Source organism: Rhodocaloribacter litoris, from assembly GCF_011682235.2.
In the GTDB taxonomy this organism is placed as follows: Bacteria; Bacteroidota; Rhodothermia; order Rhodothermales; family ISCAR-4553; genus Rhodocaloribacter; species Rhodocaloribacter litoris.
Genome location: NZ_CP076718.1, coordinates 1,624,983 through 1,646,586, shown reverse-complemented (window position 1 = coordinate 1,646,586; position 21,604 = coordinate 1,624,983). Strand labels below are relative to the sequence as shown.

General features: G+C 66.5%; 20 protein-coding genes and 1 tRNA gene. 17 read left to right on the top strand and 4 right to left on the bottom strand.

The genetic code is table 11. From position 1 onward, the window contains the following. Positions 1–95 precede the first annotated feature (95 nt). From GQ464_RS06735 to GQ464_RS06710, 6 genes are all read left to right on the top strand, one after another. A complete protein-coding gene (locus tag GQ464_RS06735) occupies positions 96–401 on the top strand; it encodes a hypothetical protein (RefSeq protein WP_166976832.1) in 306 nt (101 codons plus the stop codon). Then, positions 394–1,206 (top strand): MBL fold metallo-hydrolase, encoded by an 813-nt coding sequence (locus GQ464_RS06730; protein ID WP_166976831.1) that lies wholly within the window; start codon positions 394–396, stop codon positions 1,204–1,206. Before GQ464_RS06735 ends, GQ464_RS06730 begins: the two co-directional genes overlap by 8 nt. A 39-nt stretch (positions 1,207–1,245) precedes the next feature. Then, complete coding sequence (gene aroQ / locus GQ464_RS06725; RefSeq protein WP_166976830.1) at positions 1,246–1,695, top strand: type II 3-dehydroquinate dehydratase; 450 nt, start codon at positions 1,246–1,248, stop codon at positions 1,693–1,695. Between the two features lie 354 nt (positions 1,696–2,049). Further along, complete coding sequence (locus GQ464_RS06720; protein ID WP_166976829.1) at positions 2,050–2,889, top strand: hypothetical protein; 840 nt, start codon at positions 2,050–2,052, stop codon at positions 2,887–2,889. A gap of 41 nt (positions 2,890–2,930) precedes the next feature. Continuing rightward, positions 2,931–3,440, top strand: coding sequence for a metal-dependent hydrolase (locus GQ464_RS06715; protein WP_166976828.1), 510 nt, complete (start codon positions 2,931–2,933; stop codon positions 3,438–3,440). Positions 3,441–3,442: 2 nt separating this feature from the next. Beyond that, a complete protein-coding gene (locus GQ464_RS06710; protein ID WP_166976827.1) occupies positions 3,443–5,005 on the top strand; it encodes a lipopolysaccharide biosynthesis protein in 1,563 nt (520 codons plus the stop codon). A 29-nt stretch (positions 5,006–5,034) separates the two neighbouring features. Here GQ464_RS06710 and GQ464_RS06705 read toward each other — a convergent pair whose 3' ends face one another. Then, a complete protein-coding gene (locus GQ464_RS06705; protein ID WP_166976826.1) occupies positions 5,035–5,337 on the bottom strand; it encodes a hypothetical protein in 303 nt (100 codons plus the stop codon). A 213-nt stretch (positions 5,338–5,550) separates the two neighbouring features. Here GQ464_RS06705 and GQ464_RS06700 point away from each other — a divergent pair, with 213 nt between their 5' ends. The 5 genes from GQ464_RS06700 (at position 5,551) to GQ464_RS06680 (ending at position 11,663) form a co-directional block, all read left to right on the top strand. Next, on the top strand, positions 5,551–7,980 hold the full coding sequence (locus GQ464_RS06700) for a T9SS type A sorting domain-containing protein (protein WP_228350688.1): 2,430 nt from the start codon (positions 5,551–5,553) through the stop codon (positions 7,978–7,980). Positions 7,981–8,082: 102 nt separating this feature from the next. Next, on the top strand, positions 8,083–8,514 hold the full coding sequence (locus GQ464_RS06695) for a hypothetical protein (protein ID WP_228350687.1): 432 nt from the start codon (positions 8,083–8,085) through the stop codon (positions 8,512–8,514). Then, positions 8,511–9,074 (top strand): YqgE/AlgH family protein, encoded by a 564-nt coding sequence (locus GQ464_RS06690; protein ID WP_166976824.1) that lies wholly within the window; start codon positions 8,511–8,513, stop codon positions 9,072–9,074. The genes GQ464_RS06695 and GQ464_RS06690 overlap by 4 nt, the downstream gene beginning before the upstream one ends. Before the next feature lie 149 nt (positions 9,075–9,223). Beyond that, positions 9,224–10,285 (top strand): cysteine hydrolase family protein, encoded by a 1,062-nt coding sequence (locus GQ464_RS06685; protein ID WP_166976823.1) that lies wholly within the window; start codon positions 9,224–9,226, stop codon positions 10,283–10,285. Next, positions 10,278–11,663, top strand: a complete 1,386-nt coding sequence (locus GQ464_RS06680; RefSeq protein WP_166976822.1) for a nicotinate phosphoribosyltransferase — start codon at positions 10,278–10,280, stop codon at positions 11,661–11,663. Before GQ464_RS06685 ends, GQ464_RS06680 begins: the two co-directional genes overlap by 8 nt. 43 nt (positions 11,664–11,706) lie before the next feature. On the opposite strand, the gene GQ464_RS06675 is transcribed toward GQ464_RS06680, so the two are convergent. After that, positions 11,707–11,780 (bottom strand) — tRNA-Met (locus GQ464_RS06675). 451 nt (positions 11,781–12,231) lie between these two features. Between GQ464_RS06675 and GQ464_RS06670 the strand changes: the two genes are divergently transcribed. The 6 genes from GQ464_RS06670 to GQ464_RS06645 all read left to right on the top strand — a co-directional run bounded on the left by GQ464_RS06670 (position 12,232) and on the right by GQ464_RS06645 (position 18,923). After that, positions 12,232–12,783: an adenylate/guanylate cyclase domain-containing protein gene (locus tag GQ464_RS06670; RefSeq protein ID WP_166976821.1), complete on the top strand. Its 552-nt coding sequence runs from the start codon at positions 12,232–12,234 to the stop codon at positions 12,781–12,783. Between the two features lie 102 nt (positions 12,784–12,885). After that, positions 12,886–14,094, top strand: a complete 1,209-nt coding sequence (gene holB / locus GQ464_RS06665; RefSeq protein WP_228350686.1) for a DNA polymerase III subunit delta' — start codon at positions 12,886–12,888, stop codon at positions 14,092–14,094. Positions 14,095–14,198: 104 nt separating this feature from the next. Then, the gene (locus GQ464_RS06660) at positions 14,199–15,260 is read left to right on the top strand and encodes a PSP1 domain-containing protein (protein WP_166976820.1); all 1,062 of its coding nucleotides are present in this window, start codon (positions 14,199–14,201) and stop codon (positions 15,258–15,260) included. Positions 15,261–15,405: 145 nt separating this feature from the next. Next, the gene (locus GQ464_RS06655; protein ID WP_166976819.1) at positions 15,406–16,266 is read left to right on the top strand and encodes a vWA domain-containing protein; all 861 of its coding nucleotides are present in this window, start codon (positions 15,406–15,408) and stop codon (positions 16,264–16,266) included. 125 nt (positions 16,267–16,391) lie between these two features. Further along, complete coding sequence (locus GQ464_RS06650) at positions 16,392–17,090, top strand: protein phosphatase 2C domain-containing protein (protein WP_228350685.1); 699 nt, start codon at positions 16,392–16,394, stop codon at positions 17,088–17,090. A 21-nt stretch (positions 17,091–17,111) separates the two neighbouring features. After that, entirely contained in the window at positions 17,112–18,923 is a 1,812-nt protein-coding gene (locus GQ464_RS06645; protein WP_166976818.1) for a hypothetical protein, read from the top strand. A 7-nt stretch (positions 18,924–18,930) separates the two neighbouring features. Here the strand turns inward: GQ464_RS06645 and GQ464_RS06640 are convergent, their stop codons facing one another. Both GQ464_RS06640 and purF read right to left on the bottom strand, forming a co-directional pair. After that, the gene (locus tag GQ464_RS06640) at positions 18,931–19,338 is read right to left on the bottom strand and encodes a co-chaperone GroES (RefSeq protein ID WP_166976817.1); all 408 of its coding nucleotides are present in this window, start codon (positions 19,336–19,338) and stop codon (positions 18,931–18,933) included. A 687-nt stretch (positions 19,339–20,025) separates the two neighbouring features. After that, positions 20,026–21,528 (bottom strand): amidophosphoribosyltransferase, encoded by a 1,503-nt coding sequence (gene purF, locus GQ464_RS06635; RefSeq protein WP_166976816.1) that lies wholly within the window; start codon positions 21,526–21,528, stop codon positions 20,026–20,028. Positions 21,529–21,604 lie beyond the last annotated feature (76 nt).

Sequence of the window (21,604 nt, the reverse complement as noted above, 5' to 3'; positions counted from 1 at the left end):
GGCTGAAACATGGGTGGCGTTTCCGGGGTTGGGTTGGTGCCGGCCGTCGGAGCAGGCCGGCATAGCGTAAAACGCCACAGGTTCGGCTGGTCGTCATGAAGTTGCAGCAGATCGTCCGGGAGCTGGAGGACGCCGTCCGCCGGATGGGGGTGCAGGTGCGCTGCGAGCAGGGGCACTTCCGGGGCGGGTATTGCAAGGTGGGCGAGGAGGAGGTCGTGGTGCTCAACAAGCGGCACCCGCCCGAGGTACACCTGGCCGTGCTGGCCGACGCCCTGCGCGAGCTGCCCGTCGAGACGGTCTTTCTCAAGCCCGCCGTTCGGGCGGCGCTCGAAGCGGCCTGGACGCAGCGCGAGACCGTGGCGCGACCGGTGCCGGACGCGATGGAGGAGGAGGATGGCTGACGCCCCGCCGCTCAAGGTGACCCTCCTGGGAACCGGCACCTCCACCGGGGTGCCCGTCATCGGCTGCGACTGCCGCGTCTGCCGCTCCGACGACCCGCGCGACCACCGGACCCGCTGCGCCTGCCTGGTCACCTGCGGCGACCTGCACCTCGTCATCGACACGGGGCCGGATTTCCGCCGGCAGGCCCTCCGCGAGGGCTTTCGTCGTGTCGATGCCGTCCTCTTCACCCACCACCACTTCGATCACGTCGTCGGCCTGGACGACCTGCGTCCCTTCTTTTTCGACAACCGGGCTCCGATCCCCTGTTTTGCCCGGCCCAACACCGCCGACGTGCTCCGCAGCATGTTTCGGTACATCTTCTGCGACGGCTCCTACCCCGGTGTGCCGAAGCTCCACCTGCGAGCGGTCGAAGGGCCGTTCGAGGTGGCAAGCCGGTATGGCACGGGTAGGTCGGTGCACGTCGAGCCCGTCGAGGTCTTTCACGGCGCGTTGCCCCTCTATGGCTACCGCATCGGCCGCTTCGCCTACCTCACCGACACCAGCCGCATCCCGGACGAGAGCCTCGCCCGGCTGCACGGCCTGGATGTGCTGGTGCTCGACGCCCTGCGCTACGAACCCCACCCGACCCACTTCACCATCGACGAGGCCGTTGCCGTGGCGCGGCACCTCGGGGCCCGGCAGACCTACCTGATCCACATGACGCACAGCATCCTGCACGCCGAGGTGGATGCCCGCCTCCCGAAAGGTGTCAACCTGGGCTACGATGGCTTATCTTTCGACGTCGCCGGCGGGCCGATGTCCTGAGCCGCCCGGCCGTCAACCGAACGCCGTATCGTTGCACGTATGAAGCTCCTGATCCTCAACGGGCCGAACCTGAACCTGCTGGGCACGCGCGAGCCGGCCACCTACGGCCGCACCACGCTCGACGACCTGGAAGCCGGCCTCCGGCGGGCTTTCCCGGAGGTGACGTTCGCGTTCTTTCAAAGCAACCACGAGGGGGACCTGATCGACCGGCTCCACGCCGCACAGGACGAGCGGCTCGACGGCATCGTGTTCAACCCGGGGGGCTACACGCACACGTCCGTCGCGCTCCGCGATGCCGTGGCGGCCATCGACGTGCCGGTCCTGGAAGTGCACCTTTCGAACATCCACGCACGCGAGGACTTTCGTCACCGCTCGATGCTGGCGCCGGTGTGTGCCGGGCAGATCAGCGGCCTTGGCCCCGCGGGCTACCACCTGGCCGTGCAGTATTTCGTGGCACACTCCCGCCTGTCTGGCGATGAAGCGCTGTAAGCGGTGGACTCAAAGGGCAGAAACCGGTCAGGTTGGTGCGTACGCACCGGGTGTTCCGGGAGCTGGCAAAATCACGCAGGGTTGCATCTTTGCAAAAACTGTTTTGTATTATTGGCGACTCCGATGCGTTATGCGGCCAGGCACGGCTAAACAGAGTGAGAAAGCTCATGAAAGCACCTTTGTCCGATGAGGTCCGCCGGATTCTGGCGGATGTCGACAAGGCCAGACAACTCGTTGAGGCAGCCCGCAGGGGAAAGCCTGTGACCCTGAAGGTTAACGGGGAGACGGTTTATCTGAGACGTGCGAGGGGGACATGGGCCAACGTGCGTTCTGCTGGGGAAGAAGAAAGGTGAAATGAACCTTGCTTTTCCGGCTTTACTGGTCTTTTTGCTGATTTTGCCGGGGTTATTGCTGAGCTATGCCTATCGCAAGGGGTTTTCATGGAGAAGTCCTGTCTCCTTTTCCTCGTTGCCCGGTGAAATTGCTCGGGGAGTATTGCTGGCCATCCTCTTGCACCTGTTCGGCATCTTGATCGTCCAGAAGTGTTTCGGCAAGACGATCGACTACAGCGCCATCCTGGTCTTGTTGCTCGGACAGGCAAATCCCGAGAGCAGGGAGGGCGCGCACGCGTTGAGGGCCGTTTCCGAGCACGCTCATTCGATTCTTCTGTATTTCCTTTCCCTATCCTTGATAGGAGGTTTCGGGCTGGGGTATGGGGTACACTGGCTTGTACGAAGGCTTCGACTGGATCTGCGATGGGATGCTTTGCGCTTTGATAACGACTGGTATTACCTCTTTACCGGGGAGGTACGGGTTTTTGATCTAGTCCAACAAGACAGAACCCCCGAGCGTCTCCATGCCTTGCTGGAAAAGGAACGGGTGGTCTGTGTTTTCATCGCGGCCGTGGTCGAACAGGGCGGTTCTGCGTTTTTGTACTGGGGCATCCTGTCTGATTTTTTCTTCGACGTGACGGGAAAACTGGACCGAATCGTCTTGCAATCGGCCCATCGGCGTTCCCTCGCACAGGATCGAGCAGAGGAAAGCACGTTGCCTTCGGAATCTGAAGCCTATTATCCGATTCACGGTCATTATTTTGTGCTTCCTTTCCACCACATCCGTAATCTGAATGTCGAATACTACATTTCGAGCGGGGAACCACCCGAAGGGGAAACCCCGGTGGAGATTCGGTTGTAGCCGGGGGTGACGAAACGGTGGGGGAATAAACGGGACAACGCGTGGCAACCTATCGCGGACATATTGCCGGGGCTTCCGTCTTCTACGGGCTGTACCTGGGCCTGCTCGTGTTCGTTTTCATGGTGGATGCAGCCTATGCCCGCTTCTCCACCCTCGAACTGGTGGCCTACCCGCTGGCACTCTTCGGGCTGTGCCTCATGTTCGGCCTCTGGCCCGACGTAGACACGAACTCGGTCGGGCAGAACCTCTTCTACACCATTTTCTTCCTGGCCGACGTGGTGCTGATTGCCACGAAAAACTTTGAGGAGGCGGCCTACCTGGGGCTCTTCGCCATTTTGCCCGTGCTGGGCAAGCATCGGGGCTGGACGCACACGTGGTGGGCTATGTTGCTGATTCCGTCACCGCTCCTGTTGCTGCCCTATCTCTTCTTCCCGGAGCGGCCGCTCTCGGGGTTGCCCTTCTACGGAGCGGCCGTCGTCGGGTACTTCAGCCACTTGTTCATGGACGGGCTCATCATCCCCTTCAAACGCCGCCGCCGGGTGGCCCGGTAGCCATGGCGGCCGCAACGGGTTTTTTCGACCGCATCAAACAGCTGGCCTCGGAGACGGCGGTCTACGGGATCGCGTCCATTGTGGGCCGGATGATCGGGTACCTGCTCTTCCCGATCTACTCGCACGTCTTTCTGCCGGACCAGTACGGCGTCATTTCCATCGTGTACACGGCGTTCGTCTTTCTCAACGTGGTGTACCAGCACGGGATGGAGTCGGCTTATCTGAAGTACGCGGCGGACAGCCCGGATGCCGCGGCCCGGCATGCGACGTTCAGCACGGCGGTCGTTTCGTTGCTGGGCACCTCGGTGTTGCTCTCGGTGCTGATGGTGGGGTTGCGGGCGCCGGTGGGGGCCGTGATCGGGCTGGAGCCGTCATGGCATCATCTGCTCTACTATGCGGCGGCCATCCTCCTGCTCGACACGCTGGCCGTGGTGCCGCTGGCGGAGCTGCGGTTGCAGAACCGGGCGGGGCGTTTCGCGGCCGTCCGGCTGGTCGCCGCGCTGGTCAACGTGGGCATGAATGTGGTGCTCCTGTTCGTCGTGAAGATGGGCGTCGAGGCGGTCTTTCTGGCGAACGTGATCTCCTCGGCGTTGGCGCTGGTGCTGCTCTTGCCCACGCTGGCGGCTTCTTTCCGGCCGTCGTTCGACGGTGGTCTGTGGCGGCAGATGCTCCACTTTGCCCTGCCCTTCGTACCGGGTGGACTGGGGTATGCCGTCACCGAGCGGATCAATATCTTTTTTCTCGAAGGCCTCTCGCCCGAGCGGGTGCTGGCGCTCTACGGCCGGGCCATGACGCCGGAGGTGCAGGCCGCCCTCGCCGGCGCCTCCGGCTCGGCCTACGGCGACTACGTGGTGGGGGTCTTCAACGGCTGCCTGAAGCTGGCCGTCTTCATGATGCTCGTCACCCAGATGTTTCGCTATGCCTGGCAGCCGTTCTTTCTGCAGCACGCCCGCGACGCCGACGCCCGCCCCCTCTTTGCCCGGGTGTTCACCCTCTACACGGCGGCGGGCCTGTTCGTGGTGCTGGCCGTCTCATTCTACGCGCAGGAGCTGGTGGCCTTGCCGCTGCCGGGGGGGCGGCACCTGGTGAGCGAGCGTTACTGGATGGGCCTGTTCATCGTGCCGCCGGCCCTGCTCGGCTACCTCTTCCAGGGCTGGTACTACAACTTTTCGGCGGGGGCCTATATCGAGAAGAAGACGAAGTACTTCGTTCATTGCACGCTGGCCGGGAGTGCGCTGGCGCTGGTCCTGAACGCGACCCTGGTGCCGCGGTACGGCATGCTTGCCGCCGCCTGGGCCACGACGCTCGCCTATGCCCTGATGGCGCTGCTGCTCTACGGGCTCGTGCGGCGTTTCTATCCGGTACCCTACGCCTGGCGCCCGGTGCTCGGGATGGGCGGGCTGGCGGCGGCGTTGTTCTTCCTGTGGGACGCCGTGCCGGCGCTCCAGCAGTGGTGGGGGGAGGGGCTGCTGCTCGGAGCCTACCTCTTCGGGCTGCTCGGGCTGCGCATCGTCTCGCCGGCCGCCTTGAAACGGGTCGTCTCCGGCTTTCGTGCGGGGGCCTGACACCGGCCGCACCGGCGGCACGCCGGAGCCTAGCGCAGGGGCTCCACCTCGACGACCCGCAGGTGCGCAAACGGCCGGCCGTTCCATGTGTCCCGGTAGACGTAACCGGTGACCCGGTAACGATACGAAACGGAAAACGAGGGCGCCGGACCGTCCTCGATGGTGAGGATGTACAGGTTGCGCGTGTCGGTCTCGAGCATCAGCGCCGAGAAGGGTTCGTTCCCGCGCCGGCTGACGCTGCCTTCGACGGTGATGAGGTCCGGAGAAGGCGGGGCGGTGGTGGCGCAGCCGGCCGGCAGCAGCAGGGCCCCCAGGACGAAGAGGCGGAGCATGGCATCGGAGGGTTGGTGCGTTTGCAGGGTGGAACGCCTGTCCCGGAGAACGTTCCGGGCAACCGCCGTACCGGACCGCACGGTACCCGCCGGCCGGTCTGTTCGATTGTGAAAAACACGCACGAAGCGGGAACGGGAAGCCGGTATGCCTGTTTTCCGTAAATCATGTTTTTACCGGTCTCGCACGTCGTCAGTCTCATCTTTCCGAAGATCATGAAATACGCCGGTTCGTTGCTTCTGGTATTCCTGCTGGCGCTGTCCGCCCTGGCCCAGACACCCGTACAGGGGCTGAGGCCGGTGGCCGGGGTGCAACCGTCCGGGTCGCAGGCGCAGGCCGTCCACATCACGGATGACCTGGTGACCTCGCCGGAGGGACAGGCCGCCCTGCGCGCCTTTCATGAGGCGAAGGCAGCGGGCCGCCTCCCCCGTCCCAAAGCCGGCGCCGCCCCCTGTACGGTCGGGCAGGCCCGCAGCTTCAATGTGCTCGAAAACGTGATTTCCTCGAACCGGCGGTGGGTCGCCAAAACGTTCACGTGCAAGGCGTCGAACACCCTGGCGAGCGTGTGGCTGGAGAACAGCCAGGATACCGTGGTTGCACAGCAGGATCTCGACGCCCTGGCCGAGGCGCTCCTCTCCAGGACCCCCGAAGGCTCCTTCAACCCGAATCAGGGCATCATCGCCAACGACGAACAGGTCTTCGGCCTGCCGCCCAACTACGACGGCGACGGCGTTGTGGACGTGCTCCTCTATGACATCACCGAGGGACCGGATGCCGAGAGCGGCCTGTTCGTGCTCGGCTTCTTCTCGCCCACGGACATCACACCCGGAGCCCCGGCCGGCCAGGGCAACCAGGCCGACGTGCTCTACCTGGATACGAACCCGCTCATCACCGACCCCGGACGCTTCGGGCGGGACGAGACTTTCGTCCAGCTGACCGCCGCGCACGAATACCAGCACCTGATCCACGCCAACTACGACCAGCTCGAGACGACGTTCGTCAACGAGGCCCAGTCCGAGTGGGCCGAGTACCTGAACGGCTATCAGGGACGCTTCATCACGTACCTGAACGACGTCAACGAGCACAATATCCTGTTTCTCCGGTACGAAGACGCCTCCTCCCTGCGCGACCGGCAGCGCGGCAGCCTGTTCCACAACTACCTGGCCGAGCAGGTGGGCGCCCTCACGACCGGCGCCCTCACGCGCGACCCGGGCGTCGGGCTGACCGGCTACAACAACGTCCTCGGCGCCGAGGAGATGCGCCGGCTGCTGGCCGACTTCCACACGGCCAACTTTCTGAACAACACGGCGATCGACCCGCGCTACGGCTATGCGCGAGACAAGCTGCAGGGGGTGAAGGCGAAGGCGGCCGTCGTGGTGGACGGGCGCTCGACGTTCGAAACCCCCGCCACTACGTTTAACAACCTGAGACAGGGAGGGGTGCGCTACCTGCGATGGGAAGACGTGGGCGACTTCACGCTCAGCCTCGACGCCGTCTCCGACGGGACGTTCAGCGTGGAGACGATGCGCACGTGGCTCCGGCCCCGGGTCGTCCTGGAGCGCACGGACGGGACGGTGACGGTACAATCCATCGCCGCCCGGGCCGAAGCCCATGCCTTCACCGGCCCGTTTGCCGCCGTGACGCTCATCGTGCCCCACGTCGAGCTCAGCGCGATCGCCGGCCCGGTCAATTTCCGGTACGCCGCCTCGTGGACCCCCTCCGGCGCCGGGCTGACGACAGCGAGCATCGTCCAGGATGACGGAAACTTGTATGTCTACGATGACAATGGCAATGGCTGGATCTTCACCACCGGTGCACAGGCGCAGGGGGCCGTTGCCAACCGGATGGAGGTCCCGGCGGGGACGGTCGCGCTCGATCGCGTTCTCATTGCCCCGTTCTTCGAGGATCAGTTCGGGGGGGCGGATGGCCCGCGGAATGTGGCTGTTACCGTATGGGCCGACGCGAACGGTCGTCCCGGTGCCGAACTGTTCTCACTCGTCCAGAACCTGGGCACCAGCTATTTCCCCATCAACTTCCAGACGCCCTGTGCCCTCACCTTGCAAACGTCGACGGCGCCCTGCCCCATTTCGAACTTCTGGGAAGTGGATCTCTCTGCCTATCACAGCCAGTTGAACGATTTGCCCGAGGTGATCTGGGTTGGGTACAAAGAGACAGGGACCGATACGAACTACATGGTCATCGTGCCGTCACGTCATCCGGCCGAGAGTGTCTCCTGGGTACGGCTCTCGAATGGAAACTGGGCTGAACTCTGGGTTCTCAGTCTCTCTAGCGGTGCCAGCCTACGGAACACGTCGATCCCGATCCGGGCCGAGTTTCTGGTGGACACGGCCACGCCGGTGGAGGAGATGGCGGAGGTGCCCGCGGCGGTGGTGCTGGAGCCGAACCGGCCCAACCCCTTCAACCCGGTGACGACCATCGCCTACCGGCTCGACCGCCCGACCGAGGTGCGCCTGGCCGTCTACGACGTGCTGGGCCGCCGGGTGGCCACGCTCGTCGACGGGCTGCGGCCGGCCGGCCGGCACGAGGTGGTCTTCGATGCCACGGGGCGGGCCAGCGGGCTCTACGTCTACCGGCTGGAAACCCCGGCGCAGGTGCTCACCCGGACGATGGTGCTGCTCCGGTAGCCCCGCCGGCCCGTTTTCGGGTGGAAGGTCGTTGCAAAAGAAAAGGCGCGTCCCCTAACTTCTCGGGCACCGCCAGGGCAACGAACCTTTTCGTGCGACGGGATGAGCCGCATCATCACGACGGGGGAGACCCCCGCCAGCCGACGGCACGCGCACATGCGCTCGTGTGCCGAGGTGCTGCGCCTGCTGGCCCAGCGCGCCCGTTTCGACGACGAGGCCCGGGACATGACGGCGTTCCTCGTTTTCAACCTGCGGGACATTTACCGGACCATCGACGAGAGCGCCGGGGCTTGGGACGAGCGCAACTACTGGAAGAAAGCCGAGGCGCTCCGGGAGAAGTGGCGCTGGTGCCGCACCGCGGCCGACGAACTGGAAACGCTCATACGGGCCGACCGGTGGAACGAGGTGCCCGCACGCCTGCTGGCCCTGGTGCCGCATTTTCAGCACATCACCATCGCCGCCATCACCCGCAACGCCGACTGGTGGTGCGGGGCCTACCGTGCCCTGCTCCGCCGGACAGAGAACACGAAATGACCCAGCCCGAGAGCCGGCCCACGACCGGTACGCTCCTGATCGCGCCGCCCCTGATGGAAGATCCCAACTTCCGGCGAACGGTGGTCCTGCTGTGCGAGCATGGCGAGGAAGGCTCCTTCGGGCTGATCCTGAACCGGCCCCTGACCCTGCACCTGCAAGACGTCCTCGACGACGTGCTGGACTATGATACCCCGCTTTCCCTCGGGGGGCCGGTGCAGCCGAACACCCTGCACTTTCTCCATCGCTTCGGCGAACGCATTCCCGGAGCCGTTCCGGTCCTGGAGGACGTCTACTGGGGCGGTGACTTCGAAGCGCTGAAACACCTGTTGACGGGGGAACGCGTCACGGGCGAGGCCCTGCGCTTTTTTCTCGGCTACGCCGGGTGGTCCCCCGGCCAGCTCGAAGAGGAGATCGAGCAGGGCGGATGGTTCCTGAGCCCGGCCTCCGGCGACGTCGTCTTCGCGGAGGTTCCCGAACGGTTGTGGCGCGCCGTGTTGCGCCGCAAGGGAGGCGAGTATGCGATCCTGGCCAACTTCCCGGACGACCCGCGCCTGAACTGAGGCGTTGGTCTCCGGCAAGCCGACCGGCGTTGGGCGCATCACGGCCGGGGCGGATCGTCCGGGCGGCGTCGTGCGTAGTGCATTGTGCACAACGGGAGGCTTTTCTCCCCCCTTGCGCCCTGGACTCTCAACAAAACGTCCTTCGTGCCATGGCTATCGAATCCCTGCCCCTACCGCCGTTTTACGACCCGGAGGCCGTCGGGACGGTCTACCGGGTGCCGTACCAGCAGCGGGCCGGCGAGGCACGGGCCTGGGCCGTGGAGCACGGCATCCGTCCGGCCCGTGAGGACGCCTTCCGCCTGGGGCTGGTCCTGATCGACGTGCAGAACACCTTCTGCCTGCCCGGCTTCGAACTCTATGTGGGCGGTGCCACGGGCCAGGCCGCCGTAGAGGACAACCGCCGGCTGTGCGCGTTCATCTATCGCAACCTCCACCGCATCACCGCCGTCCTGGCCACGCTGGACACCCACCGGGCCGCCCAGATCTTCCACCCGGTGTTCCTGGTCGATGACGAAGGGCGGCACCCGGCGCCGTTCACCGTGGTGACCGTCGAGGAGGTGGCGTCGGGGCGATGGCGGTTCAACGCGGCGCTGGCCGGCCGGCTTGGCCTGACGCCCGAAGCCGGGCAGCGCCACCTGGAGCATTACGTCCGCACCCTGGCCGAGCGGGGCAAGTACGCGCTGACGGTCTGGCCGTACCATGCCATGCTCGGCGGCATCGGGCATGCCCTGGTGCCGGCCGTGGAGGAGGCCGTCTTCTTCCACACCGTTGCCCGGCACAGCCCGCCGGAGCTGCTCGTCAAGGGCACGCACCCGCTGACGGAGCACTACTCCGCCCTGCGGCCCGAAGTGAACACGGACCCCGACGGCCGCCGGCTCGTCGAGCCGAACGATGCGCTCTTCGAGATGGTGCGCACGTTCGACGCGGTCGTCATTGCCGGGCAGGCCAAGAGCCACTGCGTCGCCTGGACGGTGCAGGACCTGCTCGACGACCTCCGGGCGCACGACCCGTCGCTGGCGCACAGGGTGTACCTGCTCGAGGACTGCACCTCGCCCATCGTGGCGCCCGGCGCCGACTTCACCGAGGCCGCCGATGCGGCCTTTGCCCGGTTCGCCGAAGCCGGGATGCACGTCGTCCGTTCCACCGACCCGCCGGACACCTGGCCGGGCTTCCCCGCCGCTTTCGGAAAAGAATCCGTCTCCCATGCATGATTCCACGACGAACGCCCACTGGGTCGACGACGCCGGCGCGGCCCTCTTCACCGACCTCTACCAGCTCACCATGCTCCAGGCCTACTTCCGGGAGGGCATGGACGAGGAGGCCGTCTTCGACCTGTTCGTGCGCCGGCTCCGGCACCGCAACTTCCTGCTGGCCTGCGGGCTCGATACGGTGCTTCACTACCTGGAGACACTCCGCTTCACGCCGGAGGCACTCGACTACCTTGCCTCGCTCGGCCTGTTCGGAAACGACTTCCTGACCTACCTGGCCGACTTCCGCTTCACGGGCGACGTGTATGCCGTGCCCGAGGGCACGCCCGTCTTTGCCGGCGAGCCCCTCCTGGAGGTCGTCGCGCCGATCGGGCAGGCCCAGCTCGTCGAGACGTTCCTGCTCAACCAGATCACCTTCCAGACGGGGGTCGCGTCGAAGGCGGTGCGGGTGGTGCAGGCGGCGGCCGGCCGCACCGTGGTCGACTTCGGGATGCGGCGCATGCACGGCGCGGATGCGGCCCTGAAGGCGGCGCGGGCCTACCACATCGCCGGTGTGCAGGCGACGTCGAACGTGCTGGCCGGGCACGCCTACGGCCTGCGCGTCACCGGCACGATGGCGCACAGCTACATCGAGGCACACCGGGACGAAGGCGATGCCTTCCGCGCCTTCGCCCGCCTCTACCCCGGCACCACGCTGCTGGTGGACACCTACGACACGCTCGAAGGGGTGCGGCGCGTCATCCGGCTGGCCCGCGAGCAGGGCGAGGCGTTCCGCGTGAAGGCCATCCGCCTCGACTCGGGCGACCTGGCCGCCCTGGCCCGCGCCGCACGCCGCCTCCTCGACGAGGCCGGCCTGCACCACGTGCAGATCTTCGCCAGCGGCAGCCTGGACGAGTACGCCATCGCGGACCTGGTGGCGGCCGGGGCCCCCATCGACGGCTTCGGCGTCGGCACCCGCATGGGCACCATGGCCGACCAGCCCTACCTGGACAGCGCCTACAAGCTCGCCGGCTATGCCGGGAAGCCCCGCATGAAGCTCTCCACCGACAAGGCCAACCTGCCGGGGCGCAAGCAGGTCTACCGCCTGTTCGAACGGGACACGGCCGTGCGGGACGTCATCGCCACCGCAGAAGAAGCGCACGAAGGGACGCCCCTGCTCTTGTGCGTCATGCGGGGCGGGCGACGCACCGAAGCCGGCCGGCGCACCCTCGACGAGGCCCGCCGGCACGCCGAGCGCGAACTGGCCCGCCTGCCTGCCCGCCTGCTCACCCTCGACGAAGCCGAGCCGCCCTATCCGGTCGAACTCAGCCCGACCCTGCAGGAACGCGCCGAGACGGTCCGCCGCCGACTCGAAGCCCGGCACGTCGCGGCGGCGGGCTGAAAACGAAAAAACCCGCCGGGAAGCGGGGCGGGTAAGAAGGGTGTGGCGCGGGGCGGACTTGAACCGCCGACCTACGGGTTATGAATCCGTCGCTCTAACCGGCTGAGCTACCGCGCCTCGTGCGGAACCTCAAAGCTACGGCATCCGGCTCCGCAACACAACGCTCTTCTTTTTCGCCGGAAGGTTTCTTTTGTTTCTTCATGGTACCGGACGGGCCGGCTGCCTTCCGGGAAACCCTTCGTGCGGCATCCCTTCCAGCCTGTCTGTACGGGATCAGGCCGTGCGGCGGCACCGCTGCCTGGCTGCACGCTGCCTTGCACCGGCTCGGGCGAATGACAGGAAGCTGGCTGGCGGGGTGAAGTGGCCTTAAAAGGGTTTTTTGAGGCGATTTTGCTGTATACAACCTGTGACGTGGGGGTGGCACGGCCATGTCGTAGTTTGGATATACCGCTGTGGCAAGCCTCGTTTCACCCGACGACGATCCGGAACCATGATGTCTCCATATGCTCCCTGTCCAGAGACACACCGGTTTGCGGTGCCGGCGGCCTGTTCCCCGGGGTCTCGCCGTTTGCCTGCCGGAACCGTCACCCTGCTCTTCAGTGATATCGAGGGGTCGACGCAGCTGCTGCGGCGTCTCGGCAGCGCCGGTTATGCGCGCGTGCTCGGCGGGCAGCGCCGGCTGTTGCGCACCATCTTCCAGCCCCTGGGCGGTCAGGAGGTCGATGTGGTAGGCGACGGGTGTTTCAACGTGTTCCGGCGGGCTTCCTCGGCGGTGATGGCGGCGGTTGCCGCACAGCAGGCCCTCGCGGCATATCCCTGGCCCGAAGGGGTGCAGGTGCGCATCCGGATGGGGGTGCATACCGGCGAGCCGGCACGGTTCGAAGCAGGGTACGTGGGGCTGGACGTGCATGTGGCGGCCCGGATCTGTGCCGCCGCCCGGGGCGGGCAGATCCTCCTTTCCCGGACCATGTGCGAACGGGTCGAAGCGGAACTGCCGACCGGCCTGGTTCTGATCGACGTGGGGCCGCACCGGCTCAAAGGGCTGGAGGATCCGGTGTATCTCTCGGAACTGCAAGTCCCCGCTCTTCCCCGAGCCTTCGAGGGGGGCACGGTCGCCTGAAGCGTACGCGGCATCCATGCCCGGCTCAAAAGGGTCTCTTGCCTTGCAGGCGTCTCAGACCCTATCATCCGCAACTGGTGAACCAGACGGATCAGCAGGCCTATGTCGATGTGGGAGATCGTGATCGGGCAAGAGCGGGTGGTGGAAGCGCTGCGCCGGGCGGCCGCCGCCGGACGGGTGGCGCACGCCTATCTTTTTCACGGCCCGGATGGCGTCGGGAAGCGGGCCGTGGCGCTTGCCTTTGCCCAGACGTTGCAGTGTGCACACGGCGATGAAGCCCCCTGTGGTCGCTGCATCGCCTGCAACAAGGTCCGGCGCCTGATCCATCCGGACGTGCATGTGCTTTTTCCGCATCCGAGTGATGCCGACACCGGGGAGGTCGCAGCCCGTCTGGCTCGTCTGGCCGAGAACCCGTACGCCGCCATCGACTTCGTCCGCCGCCCCTCGCTCGCCGATCCGACGAAGACCTCGAACAAACAGGCCCTCTACACGGTGGCTCGCATCAACGAGGAGCTGCGCCGGGCAATGAGCTTCAAGCCCGTCGAAGGGCGGTACAAGGTGGTCGTCATGACCGATGCCGAGCGTCTGCGCGTCGAGGCCGCCAATGCGTTTCTCAAGCTGCTCGAAGAGCCGGGGCTGCAGACCGTCTTCATCCTCACCACCAGCCGGCCGGACCTGCTCCTGCCAACCATCGTCTCGCGTTGCCAGCGCCTGCGCTTCGATGTGCTCGAGCCGGAGGCCATCGCACACGCGCTCGCCAGGCGGGAGGGCACGGCGCCGGAGGCGGCAAGCACGCTGGCCCGCATGGCCGACGGCTCCTACACGCGCGCGCTCGACCTGGCCGAGAACGAGGCCCTGCTGGAGGACCGCACGTTCGTGCTGGCGTTCTTCCGCCACGCCTACACCCGCCACATCGACCGCCTGGCGGACCTCGTCGAACAAGCCGGCGGCCTGGGACGGGAACGGGTCAAAGGGGTGCTCGGGCTGATGCTGAGCTGGATCCGCGACCTGATGCTCTACCGCACCCTCGGCGAGGCCGCACCCCTGGTCAACGTCGACCAGCGGCCGGTCATCGAGCGGTTCTGCGAAAACGTTCCCGGCGCCGACCTGGAGGCCATGACCGCCCTCGTCGAGGAAGCCATCGAACTGGTGGAACGGAACGTACACCTGACGCTGGTGCTGATGTCGCTGGCGCTGGCGCTCGGACGGGCCATGCGCGGGCGGCACGACGGGCGCCTCTACCGCCCCCTCGCCGAGCCGGCACCGTCGAAACACGTTCCTGATGAACTTGTGACGGGCGCGGGCTTATAAGCAGCGTTCCCCCGGGCGACGACACCGGAAGCGGAACGGGACGGCCTGTCCGAAGGTCGCCCGGCCTGTTCATGCAATCCTCTCAGTTTTCATGGATATAGATTATGCCTTGTGGTTCCGGAGGATGTGGTGGCGGGGGATGTAGCGGCAGCTGCGGAAGCAGTGGCTGTGGTACGTGCCCGGCCCTGCACGTCTATGACTGGCTGCCCGACCTGGGAATCAGCGGTGCCCCCGTCGTCTACGAGGTCGTCGAGGTCGCCTTCAAGGGCAATCGGAGGGGGTTCTACCGGAACGTGCACAACCTCGACCTGCACACCGGGGACTATGTCATCGTGGAGGCGGACCGGGGGGTCGACTTCGGGGCGGTTCACATGGTGGGCGAGCTCGTCCGGCTGCGTCTCAAATCCAAAGGACTCGACGAACAGGCCGAATTCCCCAACGTGGTGCGCATGGCCAACCTCCACGACATCGAGCAGTGGGAAACCAACAAGGAGGAGGAGGCCGAAACGTTTCTGATCGGGCGGCGGGCCATCGAACGGATGAACCTGCCCATGAAGCTCGTCGATGTGGAGTGGCAGTTCGACCACAAAAAGGTCACGTTCTACTTCACCGCCGAGCACCGGGTGGACTTCCGGGCGCTGGTGCGGGAACTGGCGCGGCGCTTCCGCACGCGCGTCGAACTACGCCAGATCGGCGCGCGCGACGAGGCCGCCCGCATCGGCGGCATCGGCTCGTGCGGGCGCGAGCTGTGCTGCTCCACCTGGTTGCAATCCTTCAAACCGGTCACCACGCAGTCGGCGAAGGTGCAGAACCTGCCCCTCAACCCGGTCCGGCTCAGCGGGCAGTGCGGCCGGCTCAAGTGCTGCCTCAACTACGAACTCGAGCAATACATGCAGGCGCTCGAGGCGTTTCCTGCGGTCGGTACGCAGGTGCAGACGGCACAGGGCCCTGCCAGCGTGCAAAAAGTCGACATTTTCAAAGACCTTGTGTGGATTCAGTATGAGGACGGATCCTGGGAAGACAAGCCGCTGGCGATGGTGAAGGAATGGCTCGTACCCCGGGAACAGGACGACACGGCGTGCTCGAAGCGCCACGACCCGAACCGGCGTGGGAAACGCCGCCGTGGGCGTCGGCGCGGCAAGAACGGCTCCTCACGGGACGATTGAGGACGCCGCCCCTGCGTCCCTTGCATTTTCCTTGAACGTCCTGCACGGGGCGAATCATCCTCCGGCCTCGTCTGTATACCGAGGCGCACAGCGGCCGCCGGATCGCGTTGCGGCACCGACCCTCGCAAGCCGAACCCCCGCAGGCATGCCGTATTCCGCCGAAATCAGCCGAAGCAGCCCCGCCGCCTTCCTCTTTCTGCTCGACCAGTCCGCCTCGATGCAGGAGCCCTTCGGCGGGGCCGAAGAGAAGGGCGATGCCGCCCCGAGCAAAGCCCGCGTGCTGGCCGACGTGATGAACCGCCTGCTCCAGAACCTGGTGCTGCGGTGCGCCAAGGAAGACGGCGTGCGCGACTATTTCTACGTCGGCGTCGTGGGGTACGGGGCCCGCGTGCAACCGCTGGTAAGGCCGACCGAGGCGCTGGGTACGGCCCTCGACCTCATCCCGATCAGCCACCTGGCCGAGCACCCCCTCCGGCTCGAAGAGCGGCGCAAACAGGTGCCCGACGGCGCCGGCGGCCTCGTCGAACAACGCGTTCGGTTTCCCGTGTGGTTCGACCCCGAGGCCAGGAACGGCACACCGATGTGCCAGGCCCTGGACCTGGCCACGCAGATGGTGCGCCGCTGGATCGACCTGCATCCGCACGGCTTTCCCCCCATCGTACTCAACATCACCGACGGCGAAGCCACCGACGGCGACCCACTCCGCTATGCCCGCACCCTCTGCTCCTTCGGCACGGACGACGGCGAGGTGCTGCTCTTCAACGTGCACCTCTCCAGCGTTGAAGCCATGCCGGTGGAGTTGCCGGATCGGATGAACGGCCTGCCCGATGCCTACGCCGAACAGCTCTTCCAGATGTCGAGCGTGTTGCCGTTCTCGATGCGGGCCGCCGCCGAACAGGAAGGCTATGCCGTCAGCATGGACGCCCGCGGCTTCGTCTTCAATGCGGACCCGGTCGCGCTGGTCCGGTTCCTCGAAGTCGGCACCCGGCCGAGCACGCTGCGATGAACCGGCGCTCGACCGGGCAGGCCTTACGGATTGCGGGCCCGCGCCCGTACCGGTCCGCGTGCTCTGACTGGATTTGAGGTTGAACGTTGAATCGGACGGTTCGCATACGGCCGCAAGTAGCCTGGTTGCCGAAGGACGGGCATGCCCCGGACGAATACGAGGACGCCTTTGCCGTGCCGGAGCCCGGCACCTGGCCGTACCGGGTGGCCATTGCCGACGGGGCCACGGAGACGGCCTTTGCGGCGCGGTGGGCGCAGGCCCTCGTCGAAGGCTTTGTGGCGTCGGACGTCGCCGACCCCCAGGCGTTCACCGCCTTCGTCGACGTGCAGCGCAGCGTGTGGGCGGCTGCGGTGGCGGCCCGCCTGCCGGAGCTGCCCTGGTATGCCGCCGAGAAGGCCCGTGAAGGGGCCGCCGCCGCCTTCCTGGGGCTGAGCCTCCGGCATGACGGCACCTGGCACGCCCTGGCCGTGGGCGACTGCTGCCTGCTGGTCGTACGCGGCGGTGCGGTGCACCTGTGCTGGCCCCTCGACGCCCCCGGCCAGTTCCACCATCGCCCGGTGCTCGTGCACAGCCGGCCCGGGACCGAAACCCCGGTGACGGTTCGGGCCGGAACCTGGCAACCCGGCGACCGCTTCCTGCTCGCTACCGACGCCCTGGCTGCCTGGCTGATGCAGGGGGAGGCCGTCGCCGGGTGGAGCGGCGCCGCCTTCCGGGACCGCGTCGAAGCGGCCCGCCGGCAGGGCCTGCGTAACGACGACGTCACCCTGGTCGTGATCGACCTCGACGCAAGCGATGCCGGTCTCGAAGCGACACGTATCGACTGAGGCCGACCTGGCTGCACAACCATGGCGAAATACCCTACACCCGGTGCCTATCAGGAAGCCGTTCAGCATCCGGCAACCGCCTTTCTCGATCCCGCCCTGCAACAGGCCCGGCCCGAAGAGCAGGCCTGGGGGTTACCCCGGGTCGTGACCGGGACGTTTGCGGCGGTCTTTCCGATGCAGGGCCGCACCGGGCGCTGGGCCGTGAAGTGCTTTCTCACGGATGTGCCCGAGCAGGCCCGGCGCTACCGCGCCGTCGCCCGCCACCTGGCTGCTCACCCGCTCTCCTGCACCGTCGACTTCGACTACCAGCCCGAGGGCATCCGCGTCGGCACGGCCATCTTTCCCGTGCTGAAGATGGCCTGGGTGGAGGGGACGCCACTGAATACGTTCGTTCAGCGAAACCTGGATCGGCCCGGGGTGCTGGAAACGCTGGCCGAAAAGTGGCGGGTGCTGCTGCGCGACCTCGCCGGCGCCGGCGTCGCCCACGGCGACCTGCAGCACGGCAACGTGCTCGTGGTCGAAGCGAAGCACGATTTCCACCTGAAGCTCGTCGACTACGATACGATGTACGTGCCGGCGCTCAAAGGGCGCAAAAGCCCGGAGATCGGGCACCGGAACTACCAGCATCCCGACCGGCATGAGGACGACTTCGGGCCGTACCTCGATCGTTTCCCCGGCCTGGTGATCTACACGGCCCTCCGGGCCTGTGCCGCACGGCCCGAACTCTGGGCGGTGTACGACTCGGGCGAGAACCTGCTCTTTCGCGCCGCCGACTTCTATGAGCCGGCCACCTCGGCGCTGCTGGCCGAGCTGGCCTCCGTGGAGGCCGTTGCTCCGCTGGCCGGGGCGCTGCAGCGCGCCTGCCTGCTGGAGCCCGCCGCTGTCCCGGCACTGGAGGAGGTGCTGGCCGGGCGGCCCGTCGCTTCGCCGAGGCGGCGGGCCGCCCGGCGGCGTTCCATGGAACGGGTGGCCCGCCGGGGCCTCGAGCGGTGGTTCCTGCCGGGACTCGGCGGGGGGATGCTGCTGGCAGGCGGCACCGGGATCGTGGCCGGAGCTCCGGCCGGGCTGGCCGTGCTGGTCCTGGTGGTGGCCGCGGCGGTCGGGCTGAGCCTGTACCGGTATGGGCGGTTGCCCGGGGTGCGGCGACGCAAACGCCTGCGGCAGGAAGCGGCCTATCTCGACCAGGTCCTTGCACGGCTCCGGCGGCAGGCGGCAGAGCAGGCCGAAGCCCGGCAGGCCCTGCTGGCAAGGCGGGAACGGCTCAAGGAAGAACACCTGCGCGCGTTGCAGGAACAGGCCCTGCACGACCGCCTCAAGTACCATTTCATCGACGAGGTGCGGCAGATCGAAGGGCTCAGTCACAAGGTGGTCGTGCGGCTGAAGGCCGCGGGGATCCGGACGGCCGTGCACGTGACGCCGGAGCGCATGCAGCGCGTCACCGGTCTCAGCGAGGCCAGCCGTGCCCGTGTGGCGATGTGGCGGGCCGCCCTGGTCGCCACCTACGAAAAAGACCTGCCGGAGGCGCTTTCCCCGGCCGAGCGGCGGCGCATCGACCGGTACGTGGAACATCGCCTGGCCGCGCTCGACGCCGGGATGGCGCGCCTGCGGGAGAAGATGACCTTGCAGGAGGAGGAACGGGCCGCCCTCGCGCGGCGGGCGGCGTCGTGCCCGCAGGTCGGCTACGGGGCGTACCTTCGGTATCTGTTGCGGCTGCGCCCGCTGCCCGTCCGGAAAGAGGTGCCTTCGCCGCCTCCGGCGCCTCCGCCCGGCCGGCGCCCGGCGGTCTCGGTGACGTCGCCACCGGCGCCCGAACGCCCCTGGTGGCAGGGCTGAAAACGATTCAGGGCAGCAGGTCGTCGAGGTCGCTCAGGTCCGCGTCGCCGAGACCGCCGAGCACGTCCTCGGGATCCGGGCGGACGAGGGCCAGGATGGCCGCGTGCGGTACGATCAGGTACGCCCGGTCTTCGTAGGTGATGGCCACGGCTTCCTTGCGCAGGAAGAAGGCATAGTCGCCGGGCTGTGCCTGCAGGGGCAGGTAGCGCACCGCACTGCGCGCCGCCCAGGACTCGCGCTCGTCATACTCCGGGTTGGGCGTCAGATAACCGGGGCCGACGCTCACCACACGGCCCGTCTGCACCCGCTCCTGCTCCGCTACCGTGGCCGGCAGGTACAACCCGGCTTTCGTCTGGCGTTCGCCGTCATCGGGGGCGATCAGCACCCGGTCGCCTACGAGGATCAACGCGCTCATCGGTTCTGTGTGTTGTCAGGCCGGACCGGCCGTGAAGATACGGCCGGAGCTATAAAACAGCCCGGGAAGCCGAATGTTTTACCCGGCCTCAGGCCGGTCATACCGATTTCGCTTGAAAAGTTGAAGAGGTCCGTATGGCACGGGGGAGTTCGAATCGGGACCCGTGGGAGGGGCGTACTTTTTGATCGGGTGGCGGAAGGCCGTCTCGCCGCCACGGATGCCCCGCCACACATCCCGGAGGAGCCCCCGCGGCCCCCGAAGCCGGCCTCAGGGTTCTTGCGTGAAGCCGTGGGACGTGGTTCGTATGGGAGGCGTACGCACCAGAAAAAACGCACAGCCGTGCCGGAAGGACGGTTGTGCGTCGCGTCGGGGCCGGTCACGAACCGGCATGAGCGAAAGGGATACGAACCAGACGAGGTCGCCGCTCAGAGCATCTGAAAGACCACAAACAGGATCAGACCGACGACGCCAGCGCCGACCGTCATCGCCCGGATCGCCAGGTCGATGCGGTTGTGCATGGGTACGAAAGCATGTAGGTGGGGAAAGACAACAGGCCGAAGGGGAAACGAAAGGTAAAAAAGACCGGCCGAGATGCAAGAAACGCCCGTGGTTTTGCGGGTTGCCCGTGAGTTATTCACAAGATATTAACGCTTGTCGTTTCCGGCATGCATCCTGCTCCTGGCTTGCTTACCATTCGTTCTCTTCCTTGGTGACCCCCATCTCGACGGGCACCGGGTAGCGGGCGGTGAAGCAGGCGTTGCAGTAGTTCTGTTCGCGCTCGTTGGCGGCGCGGACGGCCTTCATGAGTCCTTCGACCGAGAGGTAGGCCAGCGAGTCGACGCCCAGCCATTGCCGCATCGCCTCGATGTTGCCGTCGAACTGGTTGGCGAAGAGTTCTTCGTGGCTCGGGAAGTCCATGCCGTAATAGCAGGGGCTGATGACCGGCGGTGAGGTCACGCGAAAGTGCACCTCTTTGGCGCCGGCCTCCCGAACCATCCGCACGAGGAACTTGGCCGTGGTCCCCCGGACGATGGAATCGTCCACCATGACGACGATGCGGTCTTTGAGTACGCCGGCGACCGTGTTGAACTTGCTCCGCACCTTGGTTTCGCGCCGGTTCTGCCCCGGGGAGATGAAGGTGCGCCCGACGTAGTGGTTGCGGATGAGCCCGATTTCGAAGCGGCAGCGGTAGCCGAGCTTCTGGCATTCGGTCACGTAACCCAGGGCCGCGGTGTTGGAGGAGTCCGGGACGGAGATGACGATGGGTTGTTTTTCGTCGTCGGGCACCTTCGGTACGGGGGCGTCGTGGGCCAGCTGTTTGCCGATCTTGCGCCGCACCTTGTCGACCATTTCGCCGAAGACGCGGGAGTCGGGCCGGGAGAAGTAGACGTATTCGAAGATGCAGGGGCTGACGCCGTGGTTCTGGGCGAGGTGGTAGCGTTCGAACCGGCCGGTTTCGCAGCCTTGCTGGTTGATGACGAGCACCTCGCCCGGTTCGATGTCGCGGACGTATTCGGCCCCGACCAGGTCGAAGGCGCAGGTTTCGCTGGCGACGCAGTAGGCCGGCCCGCCTTCCTGCTCCGGTTCCCCGAGGCGACCGAGGGCCAGCGGGCGGAAGCCGTTCGGGTCGCGGACGGCGATGAGGCTGTCGTCGGTCAGGATGACGAGGGAGAAGGCGCCTTCCACCTGGGTCAGGGCGTCCAGGATCTGGTCAATCTGCCGGCGGCGCGGGCTTTGGGCGATCAGGTGGAGGATGAGCTCGCTGTCGCTGGTGGTCTGAAAGAGGGTGCCGCGCTGGCTGAAGCTGCGGCGCAGTTCGCGGGCGTTGGAGAGGTTGCCGTTGTGTGCCAGCGCCAGGTTGCCGTCCCGGTAGTGGACGACGAAAGGCTGGATGTTGGCGGGGTTGTCCGAGGCGCCGCTGGTCGAGTAGCGGTTATGGCCGATGCCGGCGCGCCCGAGCAGCTTCGTCTCGAAGAGGGTCGCATCCTGGAACACGTCGAGGACGAGCCCCGGTCCGCGGTGTGCCGGCATCACCCATCGTCGCCGGTGTTCGTCGAAGGTGGAGGTGACGATGCCGGCGGATTCCTGTCCCCGGTGCTGGAGGGCATGGAGGCCGAGGTAGATGTGGCGCGCGGCGTTGTCCGCGTTGTAGATGCCGAAGATACCGCAGTACTCCTTGATGCGTCGCATGGGTAACCGGGATGTTGAACGCCGCTGAAAGCCGTTGTCTTGCTCGCTGGGGGTGTCCTTACACGGCGGCGCTTCG